The organism is Streptomyces sp. NPDC111606 (genome assembly GCF_055656945.1).
Map to the genome: position 1 here is coordinate 82898 of NZ_JBVKBY010000001.1, position 23826 is coordinate 106723.

General features: G+C 70.8%; 23 protein-coding genes. 9 read left to right on the forward strand and 14 right to left on the reverse strand.

What is annotated here, in order from left to right; translation table 11 throughout:
• Window positions 1-152: 152 nt before the first annotated feature.
• Genes ACZ7M7_RS00405 through ACZ7M7_RS00415 form a run of 3 tightly spaced genes read right to left on the reverse strand, consistent with a single transcriptional unit; the run spans window position 153 to window position 2654 of the window.
• Window positions 153-962 (reverse strand): amino acid ABC transporter ATP-binding protein, encoded by an 810-nt coding sequence (locus ACZ7M7_RS00405; protein ID WP_383597359.1) that lies wholly within the window; start codon window positions 960-962, stop codon window positions 153-155.
• Complete coding sequence (locus ACZ7M7_RS00410; RefSeq protein ID WP_362378573.1) at window positions 959-1801, reverse strand: amino acid ABC transporter permease; 843 nt, start codon at window positions 1799-1801, stop codon at window positions 959-961. Before ACZ7M7_RS00410 ends, ACZ7M7_RS00405 begins: the two co-directional genes overlap by 4 nt.
• 4 nt (window positions 1802-1805) lie before the next feature.
• Window positions 1806-2654, reverse strand: coding sequence for a transporter substrate-binding domain-containing protein (locus ACZ7M7_RS00415; RefSeq protein WP_383623457.1), 849 nt, complete (start codon window positions 2652-2654; stop codon window positions 1806-1808).
• A gap of 193 nt (window positions 2655-2847) precedes the next feature.
• On the opposite strand from ACZ7M7_RS00415, the gene ACZ7M7_RS00420 reads away from it, so the two are divergent.
• Window positions 2848-3957 (forward strand): pyridoxal-phosphate-dependent aminotransferase family protein, encoded by a 1110-nt coding sequence (locus ACZ7M7_RS00420; protein ID WP_472113837.1) that lies wholly within the window; start codon window positions 2848-2850, stop codon window positions 3955-3957.
• Window positions 3958-3960: 3 nt separating this feature from the next.
• On the opposite strand, the gene ACZ7M7_RS00425 is transcribed toward ACZ7M7_RS00420, so the two are convergent.
• Window positions 3961-6996: a tetratricopeptide repeat protein gene (locus ACZ7M7_RS00425; protein ID WP_472111457.1), complete on the reverse strand. Its 3036-nt coding sequence runs from the start codon at window positions 6994-6996 to the stop codon at window positions 3961-3963.
• A gap of 89 nt (window positions 6997-7085) precedes the next feature.
• Window positions 7086-7562, reverse strand: a complete 477-nt coding sequence (locus ACZ7M7_RS00430; RefSeq protein ID WP_472111459.1) for a hypothetical protein — start codon at window positions 7560-7562, stop codon at window positions 7086-7088.
• Between the two features lie 109 nt (window positions 7563-7671).
• Here ACZ7M7_RS00430 and ACZ7M7_RS00435 point away from each other — a divergent pair, with 109 nt between their 5' ends.
• From ACZ7M7_RS00435 to thpD, 5 genes are all read left to right on the forward strand, one after another.
• Window positions 7672-8205 (forward strand): DinB family protein, encoded by a 534-nt coding sequence (locus tag ACZ7M7_RS00435; protein WP_472111461.1) that lies wholly within the window; start codon window positions 7672-7674, stop codon window positions 8203-8205.
• A gap of 306 nt (window positions 8206-8511) precedes the next feature.
• Window positions 8512-9018 (forward strand): diaminobutyrate acetyltransferase, encoded by a 507-nt coding sequence (gene ectA / locus ACZ7M7_RS00440; RefSeq protein ID WP_427841683.1) that lies wholly within the window; start codon window positions 8512-8514, stop codon window positions 9016-9018.
• 31 nt (window positions 9019-9049) lie between these two features.
• A complete protein-coding gene (gene ectB / locus ACZ7M7_RS00445) occupies window positions 9050-10321 on the forward strand; it encodes a diaminobutyrate--2-oxoglutarate transaminase (protein ID WP_472111463.1) in 1272 nt (423 codons plus the stop codon).
• A 28-nt stretch (window positions 10322-10349) separates the two neighbouring features.
• On the forward strand, window positions 10350-10754 hold the full coding sequence (locus ACZ7M7_RS00450; RefSeq protein ID WP_383597343.1) for an ectoine synthase: 405 nt from the start codon (window positions 10350-10352) through the stop codon (window positions 10752-10754).
• Window positions 10755-10761: 7 nt separating this feature from the next.
• Window positions 10762-11649: an ectoine hydroxylase gene (gene thpD, locus ACZ7M7_RS00455; RefSeq protein ID WP_383623463.1), complete on the forward strand. Its 888-nt coding sequence runs from the start codon at window positions 10762-10764 to the stop codon at window positions 11647-11649.
• 3 nt (window positions 11650-11652) lie between these two features.
• On the opposite strand, the gene ACZ7M7_RS00460 is transcribed toward thpD, so the two are convergent.
• The 6 genes from ACZ7M7_RS00460 to ACZ7M7_RS00485 form a co-directional block, all read right to left on the reverse strand.
• A complete protein-coding gene (locus ACZ7M7_RS00460; RefSeq protein ID WP_472111465.1) occupies window positions 11653-12669 on the reverse strand; it encodes a maleylpyruvate isomerase family mycothiol-dependent enzyme in 1017 nt (338 codons plus the stop codon).
• 48 nt (window positions 12670-12717) lie between these two features.
• The gene (locus tag ACZ7M7_RS00465) at window positions 12718-13335 is read right to left on the reverse strand and encodes an RNA polymerase sigma factor (RefSeq protein ID WP_369270216.1); all 618 of its coding nucleotides are present in this window, start codon (window positions 13333-13335) and stop codon (window positions 12718-12720) included.
• Between the two features lie 45 nt (window positions 13336-13380).
• Window positions 13381-14433 (reverse strand): aminotransferase class V-fold PLP-dependent enzyme, encoded by a 1053-nt coding sequence (locus ACZ7M7_RS00470; RefSeq protein ID WP_383597334.1) that lies wholly within the window; start codon window positions 14431-14433, stop codon window positions 13381-13383.
• Between the two features lie 99 nt (window positions 14434-14532).
• A complete protein-coding gene (locus tag ACZ7M7_RS00475; protein ID WP_383623469.1) occupies window positions 14533-15249 on the reverse strand; it encodes a DsbA family oxidoreductase in 717 nt (238 codons plus the stop codon).
• Between the two features lie 74 nt (window positions 15250-15323).
• Window positions 15324-15827, reverse strand: a complete 504-nt coding sequence (locus ACZ7M7_RS00480) for a GNAT family N-acetyltransferase (RefSeq protein WP_383597328.1) — start codon at window positions 15825-15827, stop codon at window positions 15324-15326.
• Entirely contained in the window at window positions 15824-16819 is a 996-nt protein-coding gene (locus ACZ7M7_RS00485) for a GlxA family transcriptional regulator (RefSeq protein WP_472111468.1), read from the reverse strand. Before ACZ7M7_RS00485 ends, ACZ7M7_RS00480 begins: the two co-directional genes overlap by 4 nt.
• A 71-nt stretch (window positions 16820-16890) precedes the next feature.
• On the opposite strand from ACZ7M7_RS00485, the gene ACZ7M7_RS00490 reads away from it, so the two are divergent.
• Window positions 16891-18279 (forward strand): MFS transporter, encoded by a 1389-nt coding sequence (locus tag ACZ7M7_RS00490; protein WP_472111470.1) that lies wholly within the window; start codon window positions 16891-16893, stop codon window positions 18277-18279.
• Here the strand turns inward: ACZ7M7_RS00490 and ACZ7M7_RS00495 are convergent.
• The gene (locus tag ACZ7M7_RS00495) at window positions 18239-18847 is read right to left on the reverse strand and encodes a DUF1349 domain-containing protein (protein WP_383597320.1); all 609 of its coding nucleotides are present in this window, start codon (window positions 18845-18847) and stop codon (window positions 18239-18241) included. The two genes, ACZ7M7_RS00490 and ACZ7M7_RS00495, sit on opposite strands and share 41 nt — an antisense overlap.
• Window positions 18848-18900: 53 nt before the next feature.
• Window positions 18901-19497, reverse strand: a complete 597-nt coding sequence (locus ACZ7M7_RS00500; protein WP_472111472.1) for an LURP-one-related family protein — start codon at window positions 19495-19497, stop codon at window positions 18901-18903.
• A gap of 217 nt (window positions 19498-19714) precedes the next feature.
• Here ACZ7M7_RS00500 and ACZ7M7_RS00505 point away from each other — a divergent pair, with 217 nt between their 5' ends.
• Together ACZ7M7_RS00505 and ACZ7M7_RS00510 are read left to right on the forward strand one after the other, a co-directional pair.
• Window positions 19715-21439, forward strand: a complete 1725-nt coding sequence (locus tag ACZ7M7_RS00505) for a sensor histidine kinase (protein WP_472111474.1) — start codon at window positions 19715-19717, stop codon at window positions 21437-21439.
• A gap of 92 nt (window positions 21440-21531) precedes the next feature.
• Window positions 21532-22194, forward strand: a complete 663-nt coding sequence (locus tag ACZ7M7_RS00510; RefSeq protein WP_383597311.1) for a response regulator transcription factor — start codon at window positions 21532-21534, stop codon at window positions 22192-22194.
• Window positions 22195-22206: 12 nt separating this feature from the next.
• On the opposite strand, the gene ACZ7M7_RS00515 is transcribed toward ACZ7M7_RS00510, so the two are convergent.
• Entirely contained in the window at window positions 22207-23736 is a 1530-nt protein-coding gene (locus ACZ7M7_RS00515) for an aldehyde dehydrogenase (NADP(+)) (protein ID WP_472111476.1), read from the reverse strand.
• Between the last annotated feature and the right edge of the window lie 90 nt (window positions 23737-23826).

The following is a 23826-nucleotide window of genomic DNA, read 5'->3' on the forward strand; positions in this document are numbered from 1 at the left end:
CTCGTCGCCCGAAGGGCGGCCGCGCGGCGTCCGGTGCGTGCTCTCGGCGTGCCGGCCGAAAGCCCTCGTACCGGGCGTACTCGGGTTTTCGGGCGGTGCGGCGAGAGCGCGTGCCGGACGCCGCGCGGCAGAGGCCACTGTCGCAACAGGCCCTAGTCGTTCCTGCCCACCTGGTCCGAGGTCTCCTCCTCCACCTCGGCCATCGCCGGGTCGAGGAGACGGGAGAGGAAGTGGCGGGTGCGTTCGTGCTGCGGGTCGCCGATGACCTGGTCGGGGGTGCCGTCCTCGACGATCACTCCGCCGTCCATGAAGACGACCCGGTCGGCGACCTCGCGCGCGAAGGTCATCTCGTGGGTGACGACCATCATCGTCATGCCCTCGTCGGCGAGCATGCGCATGACGGCGAGGACATCCCCCACCAGCTCGGGGTCGAGCGCCGACGTCGGCTCGTCGAACAGCATCACCGCGGGACCCATCGCGAGGGCGCGGGCGATGGCGACGCGCTGCTGCTGGCCGCCGGAGAGGGAGGACGGGTACGCCGTCGCCTTCTCCGACAGGCCGACCCGCTCCAGGTTCTCGGCGGCGACCTTCGCGGCCGCGGCCTTGTCCCGCTTGAGAACCCGGCGCTGCGGCAGCGTGAGGTTCTCGGTCACCGTGAGGTGCGGGAACAGGTTGAACTGCTGGAAGACCATGCCGATACGGCGGCGTACGGCGTCGATGTCGACGTCTTCGTCGGTGAGCTCGGCGCCGCCGACGAAGACCTGGCCCTTGGTGGGCTCTTCCAGCAGGTTCACACAGCGCAGGAGCGTCGACTTGCCCGAGCCCGATGGGCCGATGACGCACACGACCTCGCCCTGGTTGATCTGCAGGTCGATGCCGCGCAGCACTTCGTTGTCGCCGAAGGACTTGTGCAGGCCGCGGACTTCGATCTCCGGGCCGGCCTTGAGAAGGCTCTCGCTCATTTCACGGCCTCCTGGGCCTTCGCCTCCATGCGGCGTACGACGAAGCCGAGCGGGATCGTGACCAGCAGGTAGCACAGGCCCGCGACCAGGATCGGCGTGGAGTTGGCGGTCTGGCTGGCCAGGTCACGGCCGAACTTGGACAGTTCCCGCTCTTCCAGCGTCACACCGAGGAACAGCACCAGCGAGGAGTCCTTGAAGAGCAGGACGAGTTCGTTGGTCAGCGGCGGGAGGATGATCCGGAAGGCCTGCGGGATGATGATCGAGATCATGGCGCGGGCGGGCGAGAAGCCGAGCGAGCGCGCCGCTTCCATCTGTCCCTTGGGCACCGCCTGGATGCCCGCGCGGATCGTCTCCGCCATGTACGCGGCCGCCACCAGGCCGAGCGCGAGAGCGACCTTGCCGTAGGTGCCGCCCGGGATCTCCGTGCCGGGGAAGGCCAGCGGCACGGCGACACCGATGAAGATGAAGATCAGCAGGGCGGGCAGCCCGCGGAAGATCTCGATGTAGATGCCGGCGAGCCAGCGGTACGGCCCCACCGACGACAGCCGCATCAGCGCGATCACCATGCCGAGGACCAGTCCGACGACGAAGCCGGACAGGGTGTAGAGCACGGTGTTCTTCAGCGCGAGCGTGATGACGTCCGGGAACATCTGCTCGGCGATGTCGCCCTGCGCGAACTGGTTCTGCAGACGCCCCCAGTCGGCCGCGACCGCGAAGGCGATCACGGCCGCGACGAAGACGACGTACTGGATGCCGCGCGACAGGCTGCGCTTCTGGCGCCGGGTCAGGCCCTTCTTCCTGGGCTGCTTCGGCTGCAGTTGTACGTCTGTGTCGGCCATGGGGTCAGGCGGCGGGCGAGGCAGAGGCGGCGGACTCGTCGTACGGGCCGATCCACTGCTCGTACAGCTTCTTGTACGTGCCGTCGGCCTTGGCGTCCGCGATGGCCTTGTTGATGGCCTCGCGGAGCTTGGTGTTGCCCTTCTTCACCGTGAAGCCGTACTGCTCACCGGTGTTGATCTGCTCGGCGACCTCGAAGGCGGCGGCGTTGGCCTTGTCCTTCAGCCAGCCCTGGACGACCGGGTAGTCGATGACGACCGCTTCGACCTGGCCGGTGCGCAGGCCGTTGATGACGGCGTCGGAGGACTCGAAGGAGACGGGGTCCAGGCCCTTGCTCTTGGCGTAGTCCTCGCCGGTCGTCTGCGCCTGGGCGCCGACCTTCTTGCCCTTGAGGTCGGCGAAGGACGAGATGCCGCTCTTCTTGTCGACCAGGACGGCCTGGGTGGCCTCGAAGTACGGGTCCGAGAAGTCGACGTTCTTCTTGCGCTCCTCGGTGATGGTCATGCCGGCGGCGGCGAGGTCGCAGCTGCCGGCGTTGAGGGAGCCACCGGTCTTGAAGTTCTCGAAGGGCTGGTCGACGATCGTCTGCTTGACGCCGAGGTCGTCCGCGACCAGGTCGATGAGGGAGACGTCGAAGCCCTGCACCTTGCCGTCGATCTCCGACTGGAAGGGCGGGTAGGGCAGGTGGGTGCAGGTGGTGAGCTGGCCCGCCTTGACGACTTCGACACCGCCGGCGGCCGTCTTCGTACCACTGCCGCCGCTGTCGTCGGAGGAGCAGCCGGCCACGAGCACCAGCCCGGCCGTCGCGGTGGTGGCGGCCAGAATGCGGGTCCGGCGCCCGAAGGTCGTCTTCACGGGGGAGCCTCCTGTGAGGGAACTGTAGCTTCCGATTATAAGGAGAGGTTTGAGGTCCTCAAACACAACTGATGGTTAGGGGGCTGTTTGACCTAAGAAGTCGGGAGCCGGCTGGGGTGTTGGGGCCCCCGGTTACCCTCGTCACGTCCATCTGCGGACCCGAGAGAGCTGAGAGAGCGACGTGAGCCCCGCCGTGAACCACCCCTTCCTGGACCTGGCCCCGCTGAGCGCCGCGCGATTCGCCGCGATCGAGGACCGGGTGGCCCGGCTGCTCGGGACCGAACAGGACGTCGTGATCATGCAGGGCGAGGCGCTGCTGCCGCTGGAGGGGGCGATCCGGGGAACGGCCGGGCCCGGTACGACCGCGCTGAACGTGATCACCGGGCCGTACGGGCAGACCTTCGGGGACTGGCTGCGGGACTGCGGCGCGACCGTGATCGATCTGGCGGTGCCCTTCCACACGGCGGTCACGGCCGATCAGATCCGGTCGGCCTTCGCCGAGCACCCCGAGATCGACTTCGTGTCCCTGGTGCACGCGGAGGCGGCCACCGGCAACACCAATCCCGTCGCCGAGATCGGTGAGGTCGTGCGGGCGCACGGGGCGCTGTTCTACCTGGACGCGGTGGCGTCGATCGGCGCCGAACCGGTGCTGCCGGACGCCTGGGGCGTGGACCTGTGCGTGATCGGGGCGCAGAAGGCGATGGGCGGTCCTGCCGGGGTGTCGGCGGTGTCCGTGAGCGAGCGGGCGTGGGCCCGGATGGCGGCGAATCCGCGAGCGCCGCGGCGGTCGTATCTGTCGCTGCTGGACTGGAAGCAGCGGTGGATCGACGGAGGCCGGAAGGCCCTGCTGCACGCGCCGGCACAGCTGGAGATGCTGGCTCTGGAGGCTTGCGTGGAGCGGATCGAGGCGGATGGGCTGGATGCGGTGATGGGCCGGCATGGGGCCGCTGCGGCGGCCACGCGGGCCGGGGTGCGGGCTCTGGGCGGCGGACTGGAGCCGTACGTGTACGAGGACGGCGAGGCCGCGCCGGTCGCCACGACGCTTCGGACCCCGTCCGGCGTGGACGCCTCGTCTGTGGTTGCCAGGGCTTTGGGCCCGGACTCCGCGTTGCCGCTGGCCGCGGGTGGGGGTTCCCTGGCCGGGAAGATGATCCGCGTGAACCACTACGGCCTGGACGCTCGCCAGGATTTGGTGGAGTCTTGTGTCGTCGCTCTGGGCGCGGCGCTCGCCGAGTTCGGAGTGGCGGTGGATCCGGAGGGGGCCCGGCGGGCCGCCACTGCGGCATGGACGGAACGGCGGTAGGGCTCAGGTGCTGTCCTGGGAGGCCATGAACTCCCTCAGCAGACTCAAGGGCTCGATCGCGGGTTCAAAGCCTCTTCGCACGGCTTCGGCCAGCCAGGACTCGGCTGCCGCCAGCTCTCCGCGCTCGGCCAGCAGGGCGCCAAGGTTGTGGGCTGCTCGGCAATGCCCGGCCTCGGCGGCCTTGCGGCACCAGAACTCTGTCCGCTCCTCGTCGCCGCGCGCCGCGAGATAAGACGCGCAGGCGAAAGCAGTGTCCGCATCCCCTTGCTCCTCGGCCCGCTGCCACCAGTGCTCCGCCTCCGCAGCGTCACCAGTCTTGTCGAAGAGCATCAGACCGAGCAGGAAGGCAGCCTCCGGAAACTCCTCGGCGAGCGCGCGGAGCCTTTGCTCCGCTTCCTCCGGCTCTCCGGATGCGATGAGCCAATCGGCGAGTCGGAGGCTCGCCTGTCGGTGTCCTGCATCGGCAGCCGTGCGCCACCAAGAGGCCGCCTCCTCGTGGTCGCCCCGCTCGGAAAGCAGGCCGCCGACGTTGTAGGCAGAGGCGGGGACGTGCGGTGCCGCGACCCGCCACCACCGTTCGGCTTCCTCGAGCGTCCCTTCCTCGTAGTGGCGGGCGCCGAGATTGTGCGCGGCGTCGGGGCGGCCTGCTTCGGCGGCCCAGTGCAAGATGGTCTTGGCGATGTGCGGCTGGCCCGCACGCCGCATGAACTCAGCGAATCCGATGGCGTCTTCGGCGCCTTCGGCTTCGCTGAGCAGTTCGAGAACGAGCGGCTGGGCTTCCTCAGGACGCCCTTCGCCGATCAGCAGACCGATCAGGTTGAGGCAGCCTCTGGCGTCGCCTGCGTCCGCAGCGCGGCGCAGCGCCGTCTCGGCTGCGGCAAGATCGCCCTCTCCAAGGTGAAGCACTCCAAGGTTATTGAACGACTCGACACGTCCGGCCTCACCGGCTCGCCGGTGCCAGTTCTTGGCCCCCTCGACGTCGCCTTCGCCGGACAGCCACTCGGCAAGGTTGAACATGGCCACCTTGTGACCGCCCTCGGCCCCCGCGGCGTACCATCTGGCGCCCTCTGCCTGTTCGCCCCGACGGCTGAGGAGCACGCCGAGTTGGTTGGCTGCCTCCAGGTTCCCCGCCTCGGCGGCCTGCCGCCACCATCGCTCGGCCTCTGCGAGATCACCGCGTTCGTCGGCGGCTCGGCCCAGTCTCTCCGCGGCTTGGGCCTGGCCTCTGTCGGCGGCCCTACGCAGCCATAGCTCGGCCTGGTCATCACCGCCGCGCTGGAGCAGGTGCCCGTACACGTACATGGCCTGGGTGTCACCTGCCATGGCTGCCTCCCGCCACCATGGCTCTGCCCCTGTCTCGTCCCCACGCATGTGCAGGAGCGCCGCCAGAGTGGTGATCGCCCTGACATAGCCGTCCTCCGCGGCCCTCCGCAACCATGATTCGGCCGGCCCGTCCTCGCCCTTTTCGCGGTAGTGCATGAAGAGATTGAAGGAGGGGAGAGCCTGCCCGGCCTGAGCTGCTGCCCGCCACCATCTCTCGGCCTCCGCCTCCGCGCCCTTCATCTTGAGGACGGCGCCGAGGTTGGTTCGCGCGACTGAGCTCCCCGCCTCGGCAAGCGGGCGTAGCAGCGGTTCGACCTCGTCCGGATCCGCGCGCTGGAACAGTTGCGCGGATGTGTAGTTGATGACTGCTTCCTCCTCGCCGGTCTCGGCCAAGGGCCGCCAGGCCTCCTCGGCGACCGCCCACCGCTCGGTGAATGACGCCGTCTGGGCGACTAGCGGGCGTGTCCGCTCGTCGGCGTGCTCCAGTGCCTTGAGCCACAAAGAGTCCGGTGGATCGGGTACCTGGGCATTTCGGGCGACCGAGTCGACCAAGTAGTCGAAGGGCCTCTTGGTCCCCTCCTGTTCGCCCTCCATCAGCAGGCTCGCGACGCCGTACCGGACCTGAGAGGCCCAGTCGAGGGCGTCGGCGTAGGACTCCGGGCGCAGCGCGGACCCGCCGAGGGCACGAAGGTATCCCTCGTGAACCTCGCGCAGCAGGGCTTCCGGCAGGTCACCGATCATGCCGATGTGAGCCAGGTCCACGGCGGCCGCGACGAGTGCCGCACCTCGAGGATGTCCGCCCTTGGCGGTTGCTCGCTCCGCCCTGCGCCACTCGCCGAGAAGTTCCGGTCCGGCGGCCAGGTACTCGGCAATGCCATGTGTGCCATGCCGCTTGAAGGCCTCACTCAACCGACGGTCGTCGATCTGCGCCACCCGAGCCAGTTCTGTGGCGCTCCACAACCGCCGCACGACTATGGGCTCCACCATGTTCAGTACGCGCAGTCCGGTCTCGGCCGCCATGCGGCTGGGGCCGCCGTCGGCGGAGGCCCCGTCGGCCACTTCGCGCAAGGTGTCGTAGCGCTCGTCCCGCAGGGTTGCCAACACCACGAGGCGGGCTCTGATCAGCGATGCCAGCAGGGACGGTTCGAGGCCACCGCGTCCGAGATAGTGCTCCAGATCGTCGAGCCACAGGACATGCCGTTGGTACGCGGGCCTGCCGGGCACTCGGCGTAACGCTCGCAGATCAGCGCCCCAGGGCGGGGCGAGGAGCAGATGCCCCGGGAGTACGGCCCGTGCCGCTTCGAGGGCCGTGCGGCTTTTGCCGGCGGTCGAGTCACCGGTGAGTAGCACGAGCCCGCCCGTCTCACCCGCCGTCCTCAGTTCGGCCCGCACCCGGCCGTCCACATCGCGCAGGACGTAGGGCGGTAGCGCCGATCCATCGCTTTCCCCGGCACGGGCGCGGTGCACACCGAGGCCGAGCAGGTCGGTGTCGCTCACCGGCTGCCAGTTCCCCAGCGCCGTCGTCTCCGTCGCGTCGGCGGCATAGTGATGATGGATTCCACCGGCGACGTAGCCCGCCGCGACCCCGCCGTGAGAGGCGAGAACAGGGGCCGACTCGGTGCCGAACCACGGGGGAGCGACGGCGTCCGCGTCTTCGGGGACTCTCGGATCAGCCGTACGCGCCGCCAGGGACAGTCCTGGACCACGCCCTGCCATCAACCCGCCGTGTGCGGCGGGAAGGGCGAGGGCCGTCGATGCGTTGAGGTCGACAGCGGGCTGGGGTGGGCTGGAGTTGGCCGGTCCGTTCAGCCCTGGGACGGATCCGGCGCCTGAGGGCGTCCGATGTGCGCGCCTCCATGGATGACTCCCGCCGCGATCGAACCGTCCTCGGCTCGGATGTCCACATTGCCGCCCACGGCCAGGCCCCCTTCGCCGGCAGATGCCCCGCCTCGCGGGGTCTGCTCGGCCAGCACGGCACGCAACTCCTCGGCGGCCCGGGCTCGTTCGTCTTGCTCCAGACTCTCCAGCAGGGCCTCGATGCGTGCCTGCCAGGCCGCCTCCTCACGGATACGCAGCCGCTCCGCCTGGCCCGCCTCCGCTGACTGAAGATCATTGACGGTCCGGTCCAGGCGTTCGAGTTCCGCTCGCTCACGCTGTCCGTCACCGCGCCCGAACCAGCGGGCCACTGCCTGTCGCAGTCCGGTCCACACATCCGTTCCAGCCGCCTGCACCACGGCTGCACCGCCGGCGGCGGCCAGCGCTGTCAACGCCTGCTCCAGCATCCCCGTTCACCCTCCCCAGGATCACCGATCTCGCCAGCAAAGTAAGGCCCCGTCCCGATCCTGCGCAGCGTTACCGGAAAAAACGACCGTATGGGCCATGGTGGGGGCCATGGTCACCAACGCTCACCACACCCTCCCCGACGGCCGCCCCATCCCTCTCATGACCGGCGACGAGCGGCCCATGCTCGAGAGCTGGCTCGACTTTCATCGGGCCACGCTGGAGCTGAAGTGTGCGGGGCTGGCGGACGCGCAGTTGCGGCGGGCTTCCGTCGAGCCGTCGGGGCTGACGTTGCTCGGGCTGGTGCAGCATCTCGCGGAGTGTGAGCGGAACTGGTTCCAGCGGGTGGTCGGCGGGCTGGACGTGCCGCCCGTGTTCGGGGAGGGGAACGAGACCGGGTACGGCCTCGAGCCCGGGCGTGGGATCGGCGAGGCGCTCGGGGCCTGGCAGCGGGAGATCGCTCGGGGGCGGGAGGTGTGTGCCGGGCGGGGGCTGGAGAGTGTCGGGCGGATCCGAGGCGGGGCGATGGCCGGGGTGGAGGTCAGTGTGCGGTGGGTGTTGATTCACATGATCGAGGAGTACGCGCGGCACAACGGTCACGCCGACATTCTGCGAGAGTGCATCGACGGTGTAACCGGAGCCTGAATTCAACGTAATTCCAGGAATTCCTTTAGGGGTAGCTTCCCATCCTCTTCTGCCCGCTTTCTCCGGACCTAAACACAAAGATTTCGCGAACGCCAACCGACGTAATTCGGGCAGGTCTCGTAGGAGTTACACGGCTGTGACGCGTTCCACATCGTGACCGTTTTGGGATGGATTAGCCGGGCAAACTCGGGCGTTTCGCACCCTCTAGGCAGTATCACTCACGCCCGCGTGATAACACACCCGACTCTGATACGTAACCCCTGACGGCAATGCAATTTTGAATTTCCCTCGGTAAATTCAATTCGCATGACTGCCGCACAAGCAGACCTGCAAATCGACCGACCGGCGGTGGCCGACGGGGCCGCGCTGTGGCGGATTGCCCGTGACTCCAAGGCCCTCGACCTCAACTCGTCGTACAGCTATCTGCTGTGGTGCCGCGACTTCGCCGGCACATCGGCCGTCGCCCGCGACGAGCGCGGGGAGCCGGTCGGCTTCGTCACCGGATACATCCGGCCGGAGCGTCCGCACACCCTGCTCGTCTGGCAGGTGGCAGTGGACGACGCCTATCGCGGACGCGGCATCGCCGCCGCGCTGCTCGACGGGCTCGTCGCACGGGTCGGTGGCGAGTACGGCGTCACGAGCGTCGAGACCACCATCACACCCGGCAACACCGCCTCCGAACGCCTGTTCGGCGCCTTCGCCGAGCGGCACAGCGCCGCTCTGGAGCGGGAGGTGCTGTTCCCCACAGACCTTTTTCCGGACGGACCGCACGACCCGGAAGTGCTTTACCGCATCGGTCCCCTCTCCCTCTGAACTTCCCCCACGCAACGAGGAGCGATTCGTCGTGACCATCACCCAGCCCGACCTCAGCGTCTTCGAGACCCTCGAGTCCGAGGTGCGCAGCTACTGCCGCGGCTGGCCCACTGTCTTCGACCGCGCGCGCGGCAGCCGCATGTACGACGAGGACGGCCACGAGTACCTGGACTTCTTCGCCGGCGCGGGCTCACTGAACTACGGGCACAACAACCCGGTCCTGAAACGGGCCCTGATCGACTACCTGGAGCGCGACGGCGTCACGCACGGGCTCGACATGTCGACGAGCGCCAAGCGTGCCTTCCTGGAGTCCTTCCAGAACATCGTGCTGCGGCCGCGTGACCTGCCTTACAAGGTCATGTTCCCGGGCCCCACGGGTACCAACGCCGTCGAGTCGGCGCTCAAGCTGGCGCGGAAGGTGAAGGGCCGCGAGTCCATCGTGTCCTTCACCAACGCCTTCCACGGGATGTCCCTGGGCTCCCTCGCCGTGACCGGCAACGCCTTCAAGCGGGCCGGGGCGGGCATCCCGCTCGTGCACGGCACGCCGATGCCGTTCGACAACTACTTCGACGGCACGGTCGAGGACTTCCTGTGGTTCGAGCGGCTCCTGGAGGACCAGGGCTCCGGACTCAACAAGCCCGCCGCCGTGATCGTGGAGACCGTGCAGGGCGAGGGCGGCATCAACGTCGCCCGCCCGGAGTGGCTGCGCGCCCTGTCCGAGCTGTGCGAGCGGCAGGACATGCTGCTCATCGTCGACGACATCCAGATGGGCTGCGGCCGTACCGGCGCCTTCTTCTCCTTCGAGGAGGCGGGCATCACCCCGGACATCGTCACCGTGTCCAAGTCCATCAGCGGTTACGGACTGCCCATGTCGCTGTGCCTGTTCAAGCCCGAGCTGGACATCTGGGAGCCGGGCGAGCACAACGGCACCTTCCGCGGCAACAACCCCGCCTTCGTCACCGCCACCGCCGCGCTGGAGACGTACTGGACGGACGGGTCCGCGATGGAGAAGCAGACCCGCAAGCGCGGCGAGCAGATCGAGCAGGCGTTCATCTCCATCACCGAGGAGAACCTTGCCGACGTGCGGGAGTACCGCGGGCGCGGGCTCGTGTGGGGCCTGGAGTTCCACGACAAGGATCGCGCCGGCCGAGTGGCGAAGCGAGCCTTCGAGCTGGGGCTGCTCATCGAGACGTCGGGCCCCGAGAGCGAGGTCGTGAAGCTGCTTCCGGCGCTCACGATCACCCCGGACGAGCTGGACGAGGGGCTCAGCATCCTCGCCCGCGCCGTACGGGAAACCATCTGAAACACCACCTAGGAGGCATCGCAGCACCGTGATCGTCCGTTCGTTCAAGGACATCGAAGGCACCGACCGCCACGTGAAATCGGCGTCCGGTACCTGGGAGAGCAAACGCATCGTCCTCGCCAAGGAGAGGGTCGGCTTCTCGCTTCACGAGACGATCCTGTACGCGGGTACGGAGACGTCCATGTGGTACGCGAACCACATCGAGGCCGTCGTCTGTGTCGAGGGCGAGGCCGAGCTGACCGACCACGAGACCGGGCAGACGCACGCGATCACGCCCGGGACCATGTACCTCCTGGACGGGCACGAGAGGCACACGCTGCGGATCAAGGAGGACTTCCGCTGCATCTGTGTCTTCAACCCGCCTGTGACCGGCCGGGAGGACCACGACGAGAACGGCGTGTACCCGCTGCTCACCGAGCCCGAGGAGGTGTGAGAAACCCATGACCACCGTCACCGATCTCTACCCCAGCCGCGGCGCCACCGAGGTGTCGACCCCGCGCCAGGACCCCGTTGTGTGGGGCTCCCCCGACACGCCGGGGCCGATCGGGGCCACCGAACTCCAGTCGTTCGAGCGCGACGGCTTCCTGGCCATCGACCAGCTCATCACGGACGACGAGGTGGCCGTCTACGCGCAGGAGTTGGAGCGGCTGGTCACCGACCCGGCGATCCGTGCCGACGAGCGGTCGATCATCGAGCCGCAGTCCAAGGAGATCCGGTCCGTCTTCGAAGTGCACAAGATCAGTGAGGTGTTCGCCTCCCTGGTGCGCGACGAGCGGGTCGTCGGCCGGGCACGGCAGATCCTCGGGTCGGACGTGTACGTCCACCAGTCGCGGATCAACGTCAAGCCGGGCTTCGGGGCCAGTGGGTTCTACTGGCACTCCGACTTCGAGACCTGGCACGCCGAGGACGGTCTGCCGAACATGCGGACGGTGTCCGTCTCGATCGCGCTGACCGAGAACTACGACACCAACGGCGGGCTCATGATCATGCCCGGCTCGCACCGGACCTACCTCGGGTGCGCGGGGGCCACGCCGAAGGACAACTACAAGAAGTCCCTGCAGATGCAGGACGCGGGCACGCCGTCCGACGAGGCGCTGACGAAGATGGCCTCCGAGTACGGCATCAAACTGTTCACGGGCAAGGCCGGTTCGGCGACCTGGTTCGACTGCAACTGCATGCACGGCTCCGGCGACAACATCACGCCGTTCCCGCGCAGCAACGTGTTCATCGTGTTCAACAGCGTCGAGAACACGGCCGTCGACCCCTTCGCGGCCCCGATCCGCCGCCCGGAGTTCATCGGCGCGAGGGACTTCACCCCGGTGAGGTAACCCTCACAGCCACGCCAGCGACGCGGCTCGCTCCAGTACGTTCTGGGCGGCGGTCGCGTCGCCCGTGGTGCCCCTCGGGACTGTCTGCGGGGATCGGCGGCCGCCGATCAGGAGACAGAAGTCGAGGGGGTCGAGGGTGAGTTCGGCCTGTACGGGCTCGTCCTCGGAACCCAGTACCCATTCCTCGCCCCCGGTGACCGAGAAGAGCACCGGGGGCGCGGTGGGTCCCAGGGACAGGCCGAGGATGCGGACGGCAAGGCGGATCAGCTGTCCCAGATGCTGCTCGGGCGGTGGCGGTACGGTGAGGCCGAGCGCGCGGCCGATGTCGTCGCTGTGGATCCAGGTCTCGAAGGCGCGCACCAGGAAGTGCTCGGCGACGGGCAGCCGCAGCCCCATCAACGTCACGGCCCGGGCGGCGAGTTCGGCGTCGTGGGCCTCGGGTGCGCCGAGCAGTTCGTCCGCCTGCGCGGCCCAGTCGGCCACGGTCTCGTCCGGCGTACGGCTGTGCTCATGGGCGATGACCTCCGCGGTACGGCGGTTCCAGGCGTCCTCCCACCGCGGTCCCTCCTCGGCCGGCGAGGGCCGCACGCGGGAGCCGGCGCCGAGCCGGGCGGCCAGGTGCTCGTCGGCGGCGAGGAGGTGGGCGACGGTGGCGTGCGCGTCCCAGTCGTGCACGACCGGCGTGGTCCAGCGGCCCGCGAGCTCGGGCAGCAGCACCTTCAGCCCGGCAACCGCGGCGGCGTAGGGCGCGACGTGCGCGAGCACGGCAGGGCCGGCGGCAGGGCGCGTGCGCAGGGCGAGGGACAGCGCGGGCGGCGCCCCCTCGGCAGGCCACCCCGCGGGAGCACCGAGCGGCGGCCCCTCCAGCAGTCGTACCGTCTCCCGCAGCCGCTCCGCCTCCGCCGCGCAGCTCTCGCACTCGGCGAGGTGCGCCGGGACCGCCTTCTCCTCGGCCGGATCGAGGGCGCCGAAGGCCCACGCGGCCAGCAGGTCACGTACCGCCTCGTGATCGTCGGTCACCGCGCGCCACCTCTCCGTGCCCGTTCCCGGTTCGTGCCCCTCTCGCCATCATGCGCCTCTTTCGAGCGCCGGGTCCGGTGGGTCGGCCAAAGTCTCCGCCAAGGTGCGCAGGGCGGTGCGCAGCCGGGTCTTGGCCGTGCCCTCGGGGATGCCCAGCTCGGCGGCGGCCTGCCGGTAGGTGCGGCCGGCGAAGTAGGCGAGGTGCACGACCTCCCGTTGGGGCTGCGGGAGTTCGGCGAGCGCGGTGTGCAGCAGGAGGGAGCGTTCCCGGTCGACGACCGTCTCGTCCGGGCCGGGACCGGTGTCGGGGATGGCCTGGAGCACCGAGTCGTCGGCCCCGGCGTTCTTGCGGTGCCGGGCCTCGCTGCGGACCCAGTCCACGGCCCGCCGGTGGGCGACCACGGACAGCCAGGTGCGCAGCGAGCCACGGCGCGCGTCGAAGGTGTACGGCCTGCTCCACAGCTGGGCGAAGACCTCCTGCGCCACGTCCTCGGCGGCGGCCGCGGAGCGGGTGACGCGCACGGCGACCCGCCGCACCAGCCCGCCGTACGTCGCGTACACCTCGGCCAGCGCGGACTCGTCGCCGTACACCAGCCGCCGGTGCACCTCCGCGTCGGCAGGCGGCTGTACGGACGTATCGCCCGGGTACTCCACCGGCACCACCACCCCTGGTGCCCTTCCTAGCGTCCCGGCCGAGCCCGCGCCAGTGGTTCAGGAAGACAGGACGTCCAGCAACCGGTCGACATCCTGAGGGGTGTTGTAGAGGTGGAAGGCCGCGCGCAGGTTGCCCGCGCGGTCGGAGACCTGGATTCCGGCCGCGCCCAACTCGGGCTGGCGGTGGCCGAGTCCGGGCACGGACACGATCGCCGAGCCGGGGGCCGGCACCGGCTCGTGGCCGAGCGTGGCGAGCCCGGCGCGGAAACGGTCGGCGAGGGCCAGGTCGTGGGCCTGGATGGCGCTCACGCCGAGTTCCTCGATCAGCTCCAGGGAGGTGCGCAGCCCGGCGAAGGTGAAGAGGCCGGGGCTGATGTCGAAGCGCCGGGCGGAGCGGGCGAGGTTCTCGACGGGGCCGTAGCAGCTGTCCCACGGGACCTCCCCGGCGACCCAGCCGGCGAGCAGCGGGGTGAGTCCGCCGAAGTCCTCGGGGACGACGCAGAACGCGGCTCCATGCGGGCCCATGAGCCACTTGAAGCCGACGGCGGCGAGGAAGTCGTATGCGCCGGCCTCCATCGGCAGCCAGCCGGCCGACTGGGAGGCGTCGACGTAGGTGCGCGCGCCGTGCGCCCGGGCCGCCGCGCACACCGCGGGCAGGTCGGCGACACGGCCGTCGGCGGACTGCGCCGAGCTGACGGCGACGAGCGCGGTGTCCGGGCGGACGGACTCGGCGAGACGGTCCAGCGGGACGGCGCGCACCTTGAGGTCGCCGCGCATGTGGAAGGGGTTCACCAGGGAGGCGAAGTCGGCCTCCGCGGTGAGGACTTCGGCTCCTGCGGGCAGCGAGGCGGCGATCAGCCCGCCGTACTCGGCGACGGAGGCTCCGGTCGCGACCCGCTCGACGGGGACGCCGGCCAGCCGGGCGAAGGAGGCGCGGACGGCCTCCACGTCCTCGTACAGCGGGCCGAGCGGCGTGCCCTCGGCCCGCATCCGCACGGCCTGCTGCACCGCGGTCACGGTGCGGGCCGGCAGCAGGCCGTTGCTCGCGGTGTTGAGATAGACGTTCTTCGGGGCGAACTCGGCACGGACGAGGGTCTCGAAGGTCTCCATGGCTCCACTCTGAGCCCTCGGCACCTCTCGGTCCATTGCGATTCTTTGCGTGGTTTCACCAAGCGGCGCTTATGAATGCGCCCCGACCTGCGCGTTCGGTCAGTGCTGCGGCACCGCGCAGCCGTCCGGACCGCACGCGTCCGCGTCACCCCGGTCGATGAGCGTCAGCGGCGACCGCTCGCCCCACGCCTGCGTGAGCGCCTGCTCGAAGACCTCGGCGGGCTGGGCGCCGGAGACGCCGAACTTGCGGTCGAGGACGAAGAACGGCACTCCGGTGGCGCCGAGCTGGGCGGCCTCGCGCTCGTCGGCGCGGACGTCGTCGGCGTAGGCGTCCGGGTCGGCGAGAACCTTGCGGGCGTCGTCGGCGTCGAGTCCGGCGGCGACGGCCAGCTCCACGAGCCGCTCCTCGCCCTCCGCGAAGACGGACCGCTCCTCGGCGAAGTTCGCCCGGTAGAAGACCTGGATCAGCGCGTCCTGCCTGCCCTGCTCCTTGGCGAGGTGCAGGAGCCGGTGCATGTCGAAGGTGTTGCCGTGGTCGCGGCCCTCGGTGCGGTAGTCGAGTCCCTCCGCGGCGGCCTGCGCACCGAGGTTCGCCTCACCGGCCTGCGCCTGCGCCGCGCTCATGCCGTACTTCTTCGTGAGCATGGTGATCACGGGCTGGATGTCGCCCTTGGCGCGCCCCGGATCCAGTTCGAACGAGCGGTGCACGACCTCGACCTGCTCGCGGTGCGGGAAGGCCTCGAGCGCCTTCTCGAAGCGGGCCTTGCCCACATAGCACCAGGGGCAGGCGATGTCGCTCCAGATCTCGACGCGCATGTCTTCGGCTCTCCAGGTCGTACGGGATGCGGAGACCCCCTCCGCCTAGTGCATGAACGTTCAAACAGCGGCGTTCATTCCCCGGGCACGCAGTAGCGCAGATTCAGGTGGTGGTCCCCTTCGGCGGGCGGGTTGTCCGGGTCCGGGATCCAGCCCTGACGGGCGTAGAAGGCCTGGGCGCGCCGGTTGTCGGCATGCACGTCGAGCACGGCCGTGAGCCTGCCGTCGGCCCGCCACTCCTCCGCACAGGCCGCGTGCAGGGCCGTACCGACACCGCGGCCCCAGTGCTCGGGATCGACATGGAACTGGAACAGCTTGACCGTGTCGGCGGGGGCGTCCTCCGGGGTGCGGAAGGAGGCCAGCCCGATGAGGCGGCCGTCCTCCACGACGCACAGCACATGCCCGTCCGGCCGCGCGATGGCGCCCTGCCAGGCCGCGAGCCAGTCGGTGCCGTCCTGCGGGAGCCCGTCGGGGTAGTAGGTCGCCCGGGCACGCGCGTGCAGGGCGGCGACCGTCTCCGCCTCGGCGGGCAGGACGGTACGGATCACCCGGGTTCCGGTCACTCTGTGGCTGATCATGCAACGGAGGACGTGCCCTCGGCCGCCCCGGTTCCGAGCCGGCTGAACTGCGCCCGGTAGCCGCTCGGCGTCAATCCGGTACGGCGGACCAGATGCCCCCGCAGCGAGTCGGCCGTGCCCAGGCCGCAGGCGCGGGCCACCTGGTCCATGGGCAGGGCGGTGGTCTCCAGCAGCTCCTTGGCGCGCTCGATGCGCTGGTGGAGCAGCCACTGCAGCGGGCTCACCCCGCTCTCGGCGTGGAACCGGCGGGTGAGGGTGCGCACGCTGACGCCGGCATGGCGGGCCAGGTCGGTGAGGGTGAGCGGCCTGTCGAGGTTGCGCATGGCCCAGCCGCGGGTGTCGGCGCAGGCGTTGCCGCGCTCGGGCGGCAACGGGGTCTGCGTGAACTGGGTCTGGCCGCCCGGCCGTACGGGCGCGACGAGGGCTCGGCGGGCGACCTCGTTGGCGACGGCGGCGCCGTAGTCGGTGCGGATGATGTGCAGGCACAGGTCGATGCCGGCTGCGTAGCCGGAGGAGGTGACGTACGGCCCGTCCTGCACGTAGAGCACATCGCCCCGCAGGTCGACGTGCGGGTAGCGGCGGCGCAGCTCCTCGGCGTGCGCCCAGTACGTCGTGGCCCGGCGTCCGTGCAGCAGGCCCGCCTCGGCGAGTTGGAAGGCGCCGGTGCACAGGGACGCGATCCGCTTGCCGGCGTCGGCGGCCTCGCGGACGGCGGTGACGATCCGCGCGTCCGGCTCGAAGGGTTCCCCGGTCCCGGCGACGAGCACGGTGTCGGCTGCCCGCACGGCGTCGAGTCCGTGCCGTACGTACAGGTCGAGCCCGCCGCTGGTGGGCACCGGTCCCGGCTCGGCCGCGCAGATGACGACCTCGTAGCCCGCCCGCCCGGCCACCTCGACCTTGCCGAACAGCATCTCCGGGATGGCGAGGTTGAACATCGAGACCGGCGACGGTGCGACGACGGCGATGCGGTGCGGGGCGCGTGACTGGGGCATGGCCAGAACCTCCGGGTGCATGGCATTCCGGCCACTACTGTACGACCGCGCGGATCCGCAGCATGGAGGGCATGTCCACGAACCAGACCCTCAAGAGCGACGAACTCGCCCTCTCCCCCGGCGGGTTGGGGCCCAAGAGGCCGTCCTCCGCCCTCACCCTCACGGCCGGCCTCCTCGGCTTCGCGCTGGTCTGCCTCGACGCGTCCATCGTGAACGTGGCCCTGCCCGCGATCGGTTCTTCCCTCGGGGGCGGAATGTCCGGCCTCCAGTGGGTGGTGGACGCCTACACCCTGGCCTTCGCCGCGCTGATGCTGTCCACCGGTGCGTTCTCGGACCGGGTGGGGGCGAGCCGGGCGTACGCGATCGGTGCCGCCGTGTTCACGCTGGCCTCGGCGGCCTGCGGTCTGGCGCCGAACCTGCCGGCGCTGATCGGGGCGCGGGTGGTGCAGGGCGTGGCGGCTGCCGTCGTGCTGCCGGCCTCGCTGGCGCTGGTGCGGCAGGCGTACGCCGATCCGGCGCGGCGCGCCCGTGCGGTGGCCGTGTGGGCGGCGGGCGGTTCGGTTGCGGTGGCGCTGGGTCCGGTGGCGGGCGGTGTGCTGACCACGGCCTGGGACTGGCGCGGGATCTTCTTCGTCAACCTTCCCGTCGGCGCGCTGATCCTCGTGCTGCTGCTGCGGGCCCCGCGCTCGCTCCCCCGTCCGGCACCGCTGGACCTGCCCGGCCAGGTGACGGCGGTGGTGGCGCTCACGGCGCTGACGTTCGCGGTGATCGAGGGCGGGACGGCAGGCTGGGCGGCGCTGGCGGTGGCCGTGTTTGCGGTGGTGGCGTTCCTCCGGGTCGAGGCACGTCACCCGCACCCGGTCGTCCCGCTGAGTCTGTTCCGCAACCGGACCGTGGCGGTGACCGTCGCCGCGGGAGCGGCCGTCAGCGTGGCCTTCTACAGCATGGTCTTCGTCTTCTCGCTCTTCTTCCAGCAGGTGCAGGGCCGTTCGGCGCTCCAGGCCGGGCTGATGTTCCTGCCGATGACGGGCCTGATCGCGGTGACGAACGTGGTGGCCGGCAAGCTCGCGGGACGCCACGGCGCCCGGCTGCCCATGCTGGTGGGGCAGGGCCTGGCCGTCGCGGGCCTGCTCGCGATGCTGTACGTCGACACCGAAACGCCTCCGACGCTGGTGGCCCTGCTCCTCGTCCCCATGGCGCTGGGCTGCGCGCTGACGGTGCCGCCGCTCACCGCGGCGATGATGGACGCCGTACCCGCCGAACGGGCGGGCCTGGCGGCCGGCGTGCTCAACGCGGCGCGGCAGATGGCCGGGGCGCTGGGCATCGCCGTCTTCGGGGCGCTGATCTCCGGCGATTTCGTGGCGGGGATGCGGCTGAGTCTGGGGATCAGCGCGGCCCTGCTCGCGGTGACGGGTCTGCTCAGCTTCCGTCTCGCAGGTCCTTCGGCCAGTCGGGCCTGAACTCGAGGTGGTCGTACGTCACCACGCACCCCTCGCCCATCGGCGACTGCGTCATGAAGCCGACGAGGGCCGCGCCGGTCTCCTCCTCGTCGCCGAGGGTGAAGAGCCGGACGAAGGTCCACCGCTCGCCGTCGCGGGAGGCGTGGAAGGCGAAGGCGCGGCCGGTCCGGCTCACCCGCAGCCACACCGAACTCCCCTCCACCGTGAAGGAGTTGGCGTCGTCGGAGTGGCCCCGGGTGACGACCGTGCAGACGGTGGGCACGTCCGGGGAGTACTCCAGGCACAGTTTGGCCCAGGCCCGCTCGCCGACGTGGACGTAGAGGACCCCGGCGTCGAAGGCGCCCGCGAATCCGACGGTGACGCGGGCGATCAGCTGGAAGTCGCCCTCGGGCGCGCCGAGCAGCCGGGGTGCGTCGGAGGCGGCGTCCAGGGCCTCCCCGGTGGGCGGCACGAAACGGTCCTGCCGGGCGCCGGCCCAGCCGGAGAGCATGCCGTCCTCGTAGGACCAGTGGCCGTCGGGGCCGTAGGTGCGCAGCAGGAAGGGCAGTCCGGGGAGTTTCAGGTCCATGGCGGGATTCTTCCAGGCGGGGCCCGGCGGCGGAGGCCCCAGGGGTGATCCCGTCAGCGCGACTGGAGTGCGTCCAGGGCCACGGCCTGGGCGATGGCGAGACGCAGGTCGAGATCGGGCGAGGCCACGTCGACGAGATAGCGATCGCGCAGCCCTATCTTCTTGTCGACGCTTATCACCTGCTTGTCGCCCGAGGTGAAGTCGAAGTGGTACGGCCACACGAACGGCACCAGATCGAGCGGCAGCAGTTCCCAGACCCGGCGCAGCACGGCCACGACCCGGTTGCGCTCCTGGCCGACGGCCGCGACCGAGCCCGGCTGGTCCAGCTCCCACGTCGAGCGCAGCAGCGAGGCGGCGAACTTCTTGCGGAACGTGCCGACGAGGTTGTCCGTCGCGTCCCGCACGTCGTAGACGGCGCCGACGTCGAGGACCTGACGGGCCTGGGCGGTGAACAGGACACGGTTCTTGGACTCGTCGGTGTAGAAGGTCATCCGCTCCTTGAGCGTCATCCGCTTCTGCTCGGCGAAGGCGAGGACCCGGCCTTCGGAACCGTCGGGCAGTGTCTCGGCCACGACATACCGGTTGATCATGAAGGTGGTCTTCTGCCGGATGATGAAACGCTCGTTCGCCTGCTGTCGCGCGCTGTCCACTGTTCCGCTCCCCGAGCCGCTGATCTCCGCTGCCGGCTCCGTCGTCCGGCGATTCCATCCTCACCGCGCGACCCGGCCCGGGTCAGTCTCCGTAAGTCGTCGTCCGCAGCGACCAAAGATGACGGCCGCGATGGGGAGCGGGTGTTCACTTTCGTCGCGCGCGGGTGCGCCTAAGGGCGGATGCGGGCCCAGGGGGGCGGCTGTCTATCGTCTGCGCGTGGACGCAAGCCTGACACCCCGTACCGACCGGCCGCTTCGCGCCCGGCTCGCCGCCGCCTCCCCGTGGCCCCGTAAGCGGATCGTCGGGGAGGCCGTGCTCACCGTCGTGCTCTCCGGGACGGCGGGTCTCTTCGACGGCGATGCCGGGTTCGGAGCGCGGGGCGTCGCCGTGGCCCTGGTCGTCGCCGTACTGACACTGGCCCGCCGGTCGCTGCCGGCGACGGTGCTGCTCGCCTCGTCGGCCATGGCCGGGGCGGTGACCGGCGCGGCGCTGCTGCTGACGTACGCGAGCTGGTCGGCGGGCAGCCGCATCATGCGTCCCGGGCGGGCGCTGGCCGCGTACGCCGCGGGATTCGTCCTCTACTGCGCCGTGGGCGCCCGCAGCGCGGCCGATGAGGAGATCCAGCTGTCGCTGCTCATGACGGCCGCGCTGGCGGCGGCGACGTTCCTGGCGATGGTGGTCGTGCCGGGTCTCGCCTCCCGCTATCGCGCACAGCGTCACGCGCTGCTCGACGCCCTGCAGCGGCACAACGCCCAGCTGGTGCGCGAGCAGGCGATGGTGGCGCGGCAGGCCCGCCTCCTCGAACGGCAGCGCATCGCCCAGGACATGCACGACAGCCTCGGCCACCAGCTCGCCCTGATCGCCGTGCACACCGGGGCGCTGGAGGTGGACCCGGAGCTGGGCGACCGGCAGCGGGAAGGGGTGGGCATCCTCCGGGAGGCCTCCAGTGCGGCGATGCGGGAGCTGCGCGAGGCGGTGGGCATCCTGCGGGACGGCGTCGAGGCGCCTGCCGGGCAGCGGCCGGACCCGGCCGACGCCGAGCCCCCGACGGCCCGGGTGGCGGCCGCCGTCGACGGCCTCGTCGAGGCGTCGCGGGCCGCGGGCGCGGCGATCGAGCTGCACCGCTCCGGCACCGTACGTCCCCTCGCGCCCGCCGCCGACCACGCGGCGTACCGCATCGCCCAGGAGGGCCTGACCAACGCGCACAAGCATGCGCCGGGCGCCCCGATCACGGTGGCGCTGCGCTACGAACCCGACAGTCTGGTGGTCGAGGTGGCCAACGGGCCCGTGCCGGCCGGGGCACCGGCGGCCCCGCCCGCGGTGAGCGGCGGCCAGGGGCTGGCGGGCCTGCGCGAGAGGGCACGGCTGGTCGGCGGCATGGTGCACACCGGCCCCGGTCCCGACGGCGGTTTCCGCCTCGCCGGTGTGCTGCCCTACGGCGGTGGCGAGACCCTGCCCCGCCCGGACGGCGCGACCTCCGTCTCGTCGGACGACGACTTTCGGGGGCAGCTCGGCGGGGGCGCGGCGGGCGACGGTGGAGCGGTCATCGACCGTTCCGATCCGCAAGGGGAGTTCGCCGCCATCATGAGCAGCAAGAAGAAGGTCGCCCTCGGCTGTGCCGTCACCTCCGTCGTCCTCGTCGTGGGCGTTCTCGCCCTCGGGGCCTGGGGGTTGATGGCGCTGTTCGACGAGGTGGAGAGCGGCACCATATCGCCGGGCGTGTACAAGTCCGCGAAGGTCGGCGACGCCGAGAAGGACGTGACGGCCAAGCTGCCCGAGGGCAGTTCCCTGCTCACCGAGGGCCAGGAGAAGAACGGCCCGCCGCTGCCCGAGGGCGCGACGTGCCGTCACTATCTGGACATCGACGACGACGTCGTCTACCGGTTCTGCTTCCGCGACGGGAAGCTGGTCGCGAAGGAGACCTTCAAGGACGAGCTCTGAACGGCGGCACCGGGTCGCACGGGTGAGCGGATCCGGCATGATGGCGGGGCTCTGCCATCCGCTCATCACACCGACACCGCGCAGGAGGCCGCGTGATCCGGGTCCTCGTCGCCGACGACGAGCCGCTCATCCGGGCCGGCATCAGGATGATCCTCACCTCTGCCGACGACATCGACGTCGTCGCGGAGGCGGGCGACGGCCGGGAGGCGGTGGAGACCGCCCGGAGCACCGCGGTCGACGTGGCCCTGCTGGACATCCAGATGCCGGTGATGGACGGGCTGACCGCGCTGGCCGAGCTCGGCCGGGCCGCGCCGGGGGTGCGCGTGCTGATCCTGACCACGTTCGGCGAGCGCGACAACGTCCTGCGGGCCCTCGGCCACGGCGGCGCGGGCTTCCTGCTGAAGGACTCCGCGCCGCAGGAGCTGATCCACGCGGTGCGCGCGGCGGCGGCCGGCAACGCCTATCTGTCCCCGGCCGCGACCCGCCACGTCGTGGACATCCTGGCCTCCCCCGCCGCCACCGCGCGCGGCGAGGAGGCCCGCCGCCGGCTGGCCGACCTGACCGCCCGCGAACGCGAGGTACTGGCCCTGCTGGGCGAGGGCCTGTCGAACGCGGACGCGGGGGCCCGGCTGCACATGAGCGAGGCGACGGTGAAGACGTACGTCAGCCGCATCCTGACCAAGCTCGACTGCGAGAACAGGGTGCAGGCGGCCCTCCTGGCCCGGGACGCGGGCCTGGAGGCGGACCGGGGCTGACGCGGACGAACCTCAGCGCTCCAGCGTGCCGTTGAACCGTCGGGGGAGCCCCAGCGGGTTGTCGTCCCGCAGCTCCGCGGGAAGCAGCGCCTCGGGCGCCCCCTGATAGGCAACCGGCCGCAGCCACCGCTCGATGGCCGTGCCGCCCACCGACGTGGACGTCGAGGTCGTCGCCGGGTACGGACCGCCGTGATGCTGAGCCGGCGCCACGGCGACACCCGTCGGCCACCCATTCACCAGCACCCGGCCGGCCAGCGGCGTCAGCTCCGCGAGGATCTCCGCGCCGCGCCCCTCGCCCGCCGCCTCCTCGGCCGACAGGTGAACGGTCGCCGTGAGGTTGCCGGGCAGCCGGGACAGCACGGCCTGGGCCTGGGTGTCGTCGTCGTAGCGGACGATGACCGTCACCGGCCCGAAGCACTCCTCCAGGAGCAGGTCGTACGCCCCCTCGGCGGTCAGCTTCTCGGCCGCGACCGTCAGGAACCCGGCGCTGACCGTGTGGTCCCCGCCCGCCCCCGGCGTCACCGGCGACTCCACGTCCGGCAGCCCGGTGCGCTCGGCGACCCCGGCGATGAAGTTGTCCCGCATGCGGTGGTCCAGCAGGACGCCCGCCTCGGTGTCGCTGACGGCGTCCGTGAGCGACTTCAGCAGCCGGTCACCGGCCGCACCGCTCGGCGCGAGCACGAGCCCGGGCTTCACACAGAACTGGCCGACGCCCATCGTCATCGAGCCGGCCAGCCCGGTGCCGATGGCCTCGGCCCGCTCGGCGGCGGCGGCCTCGGTGATCACGACGGGGTTCAGGGAGCCCAGTTCGCCGTGGAAGGGGATCGGGACCGGACGGGCCGCGGCGGCGTCGAAGAGGGCACGCCCGCCCCGTACCGAACCGGTGAAGCCGGCCGCGGCGACCAGCGGGTGCCTGATCAGCTCGATGCCGGCGTCGAAGCCGTGCACCAGGCCCAGCACGCCCGCCGGGATGCCGTGCTCGGCGGCAGCCGTACGCAGCACCTTGGCGACCAGCTCGGACAGCGCCGGGTGGTCGGGGTGGGCCTTGACGACGACCGGGCAGCCCGCGGCCAGCGCGCTCGCGGTGTCGCCGCCGGCCACGGAGAAGGCGAAGGGGAAGTTGGAGGCCGAGTAGACGGCGACGACGCCCAGGGACACCTTGTAGCGGCGCAGGTCCGGGATCGGCGGGGTCGCGGTGTCGTCGGGGTGGTTGATGACGACGTCGAGGAAGGCGCCCTCGTCGACGATGTCCGCGAAGGCCCTCAGCTGGTAGCAGGTGCGGGCGAGTTCACCGGTGAGGCGGACCGGGCCGAGCGCGGTCTCGGCGTCAGCGGCCTCGACGAGGTGGTCCTTGGCGGCCTGGAGCCGGTCGGCGGCACCGCGCAGGAAGGCCGCGCGGACCGAGCGGTCGGCGAGCGCACCCCGCGCCTCGTGCGCGGCGCGGACGGTGGCGTCCACCTCCTGGGCTGTGGCCTCCACCGCAACCTGTTCACGCTGCTTCCCGGTTCGGGGGTCGACACTCCAGACTGGTGCTGCTGCCACCGCGGGTCCCTCCACATGTAATGCCGCAGTACTGGGTCATCCACCAGGGTCGTTCGATATACTGAACGTTGTCTCTGATGATGAATATGC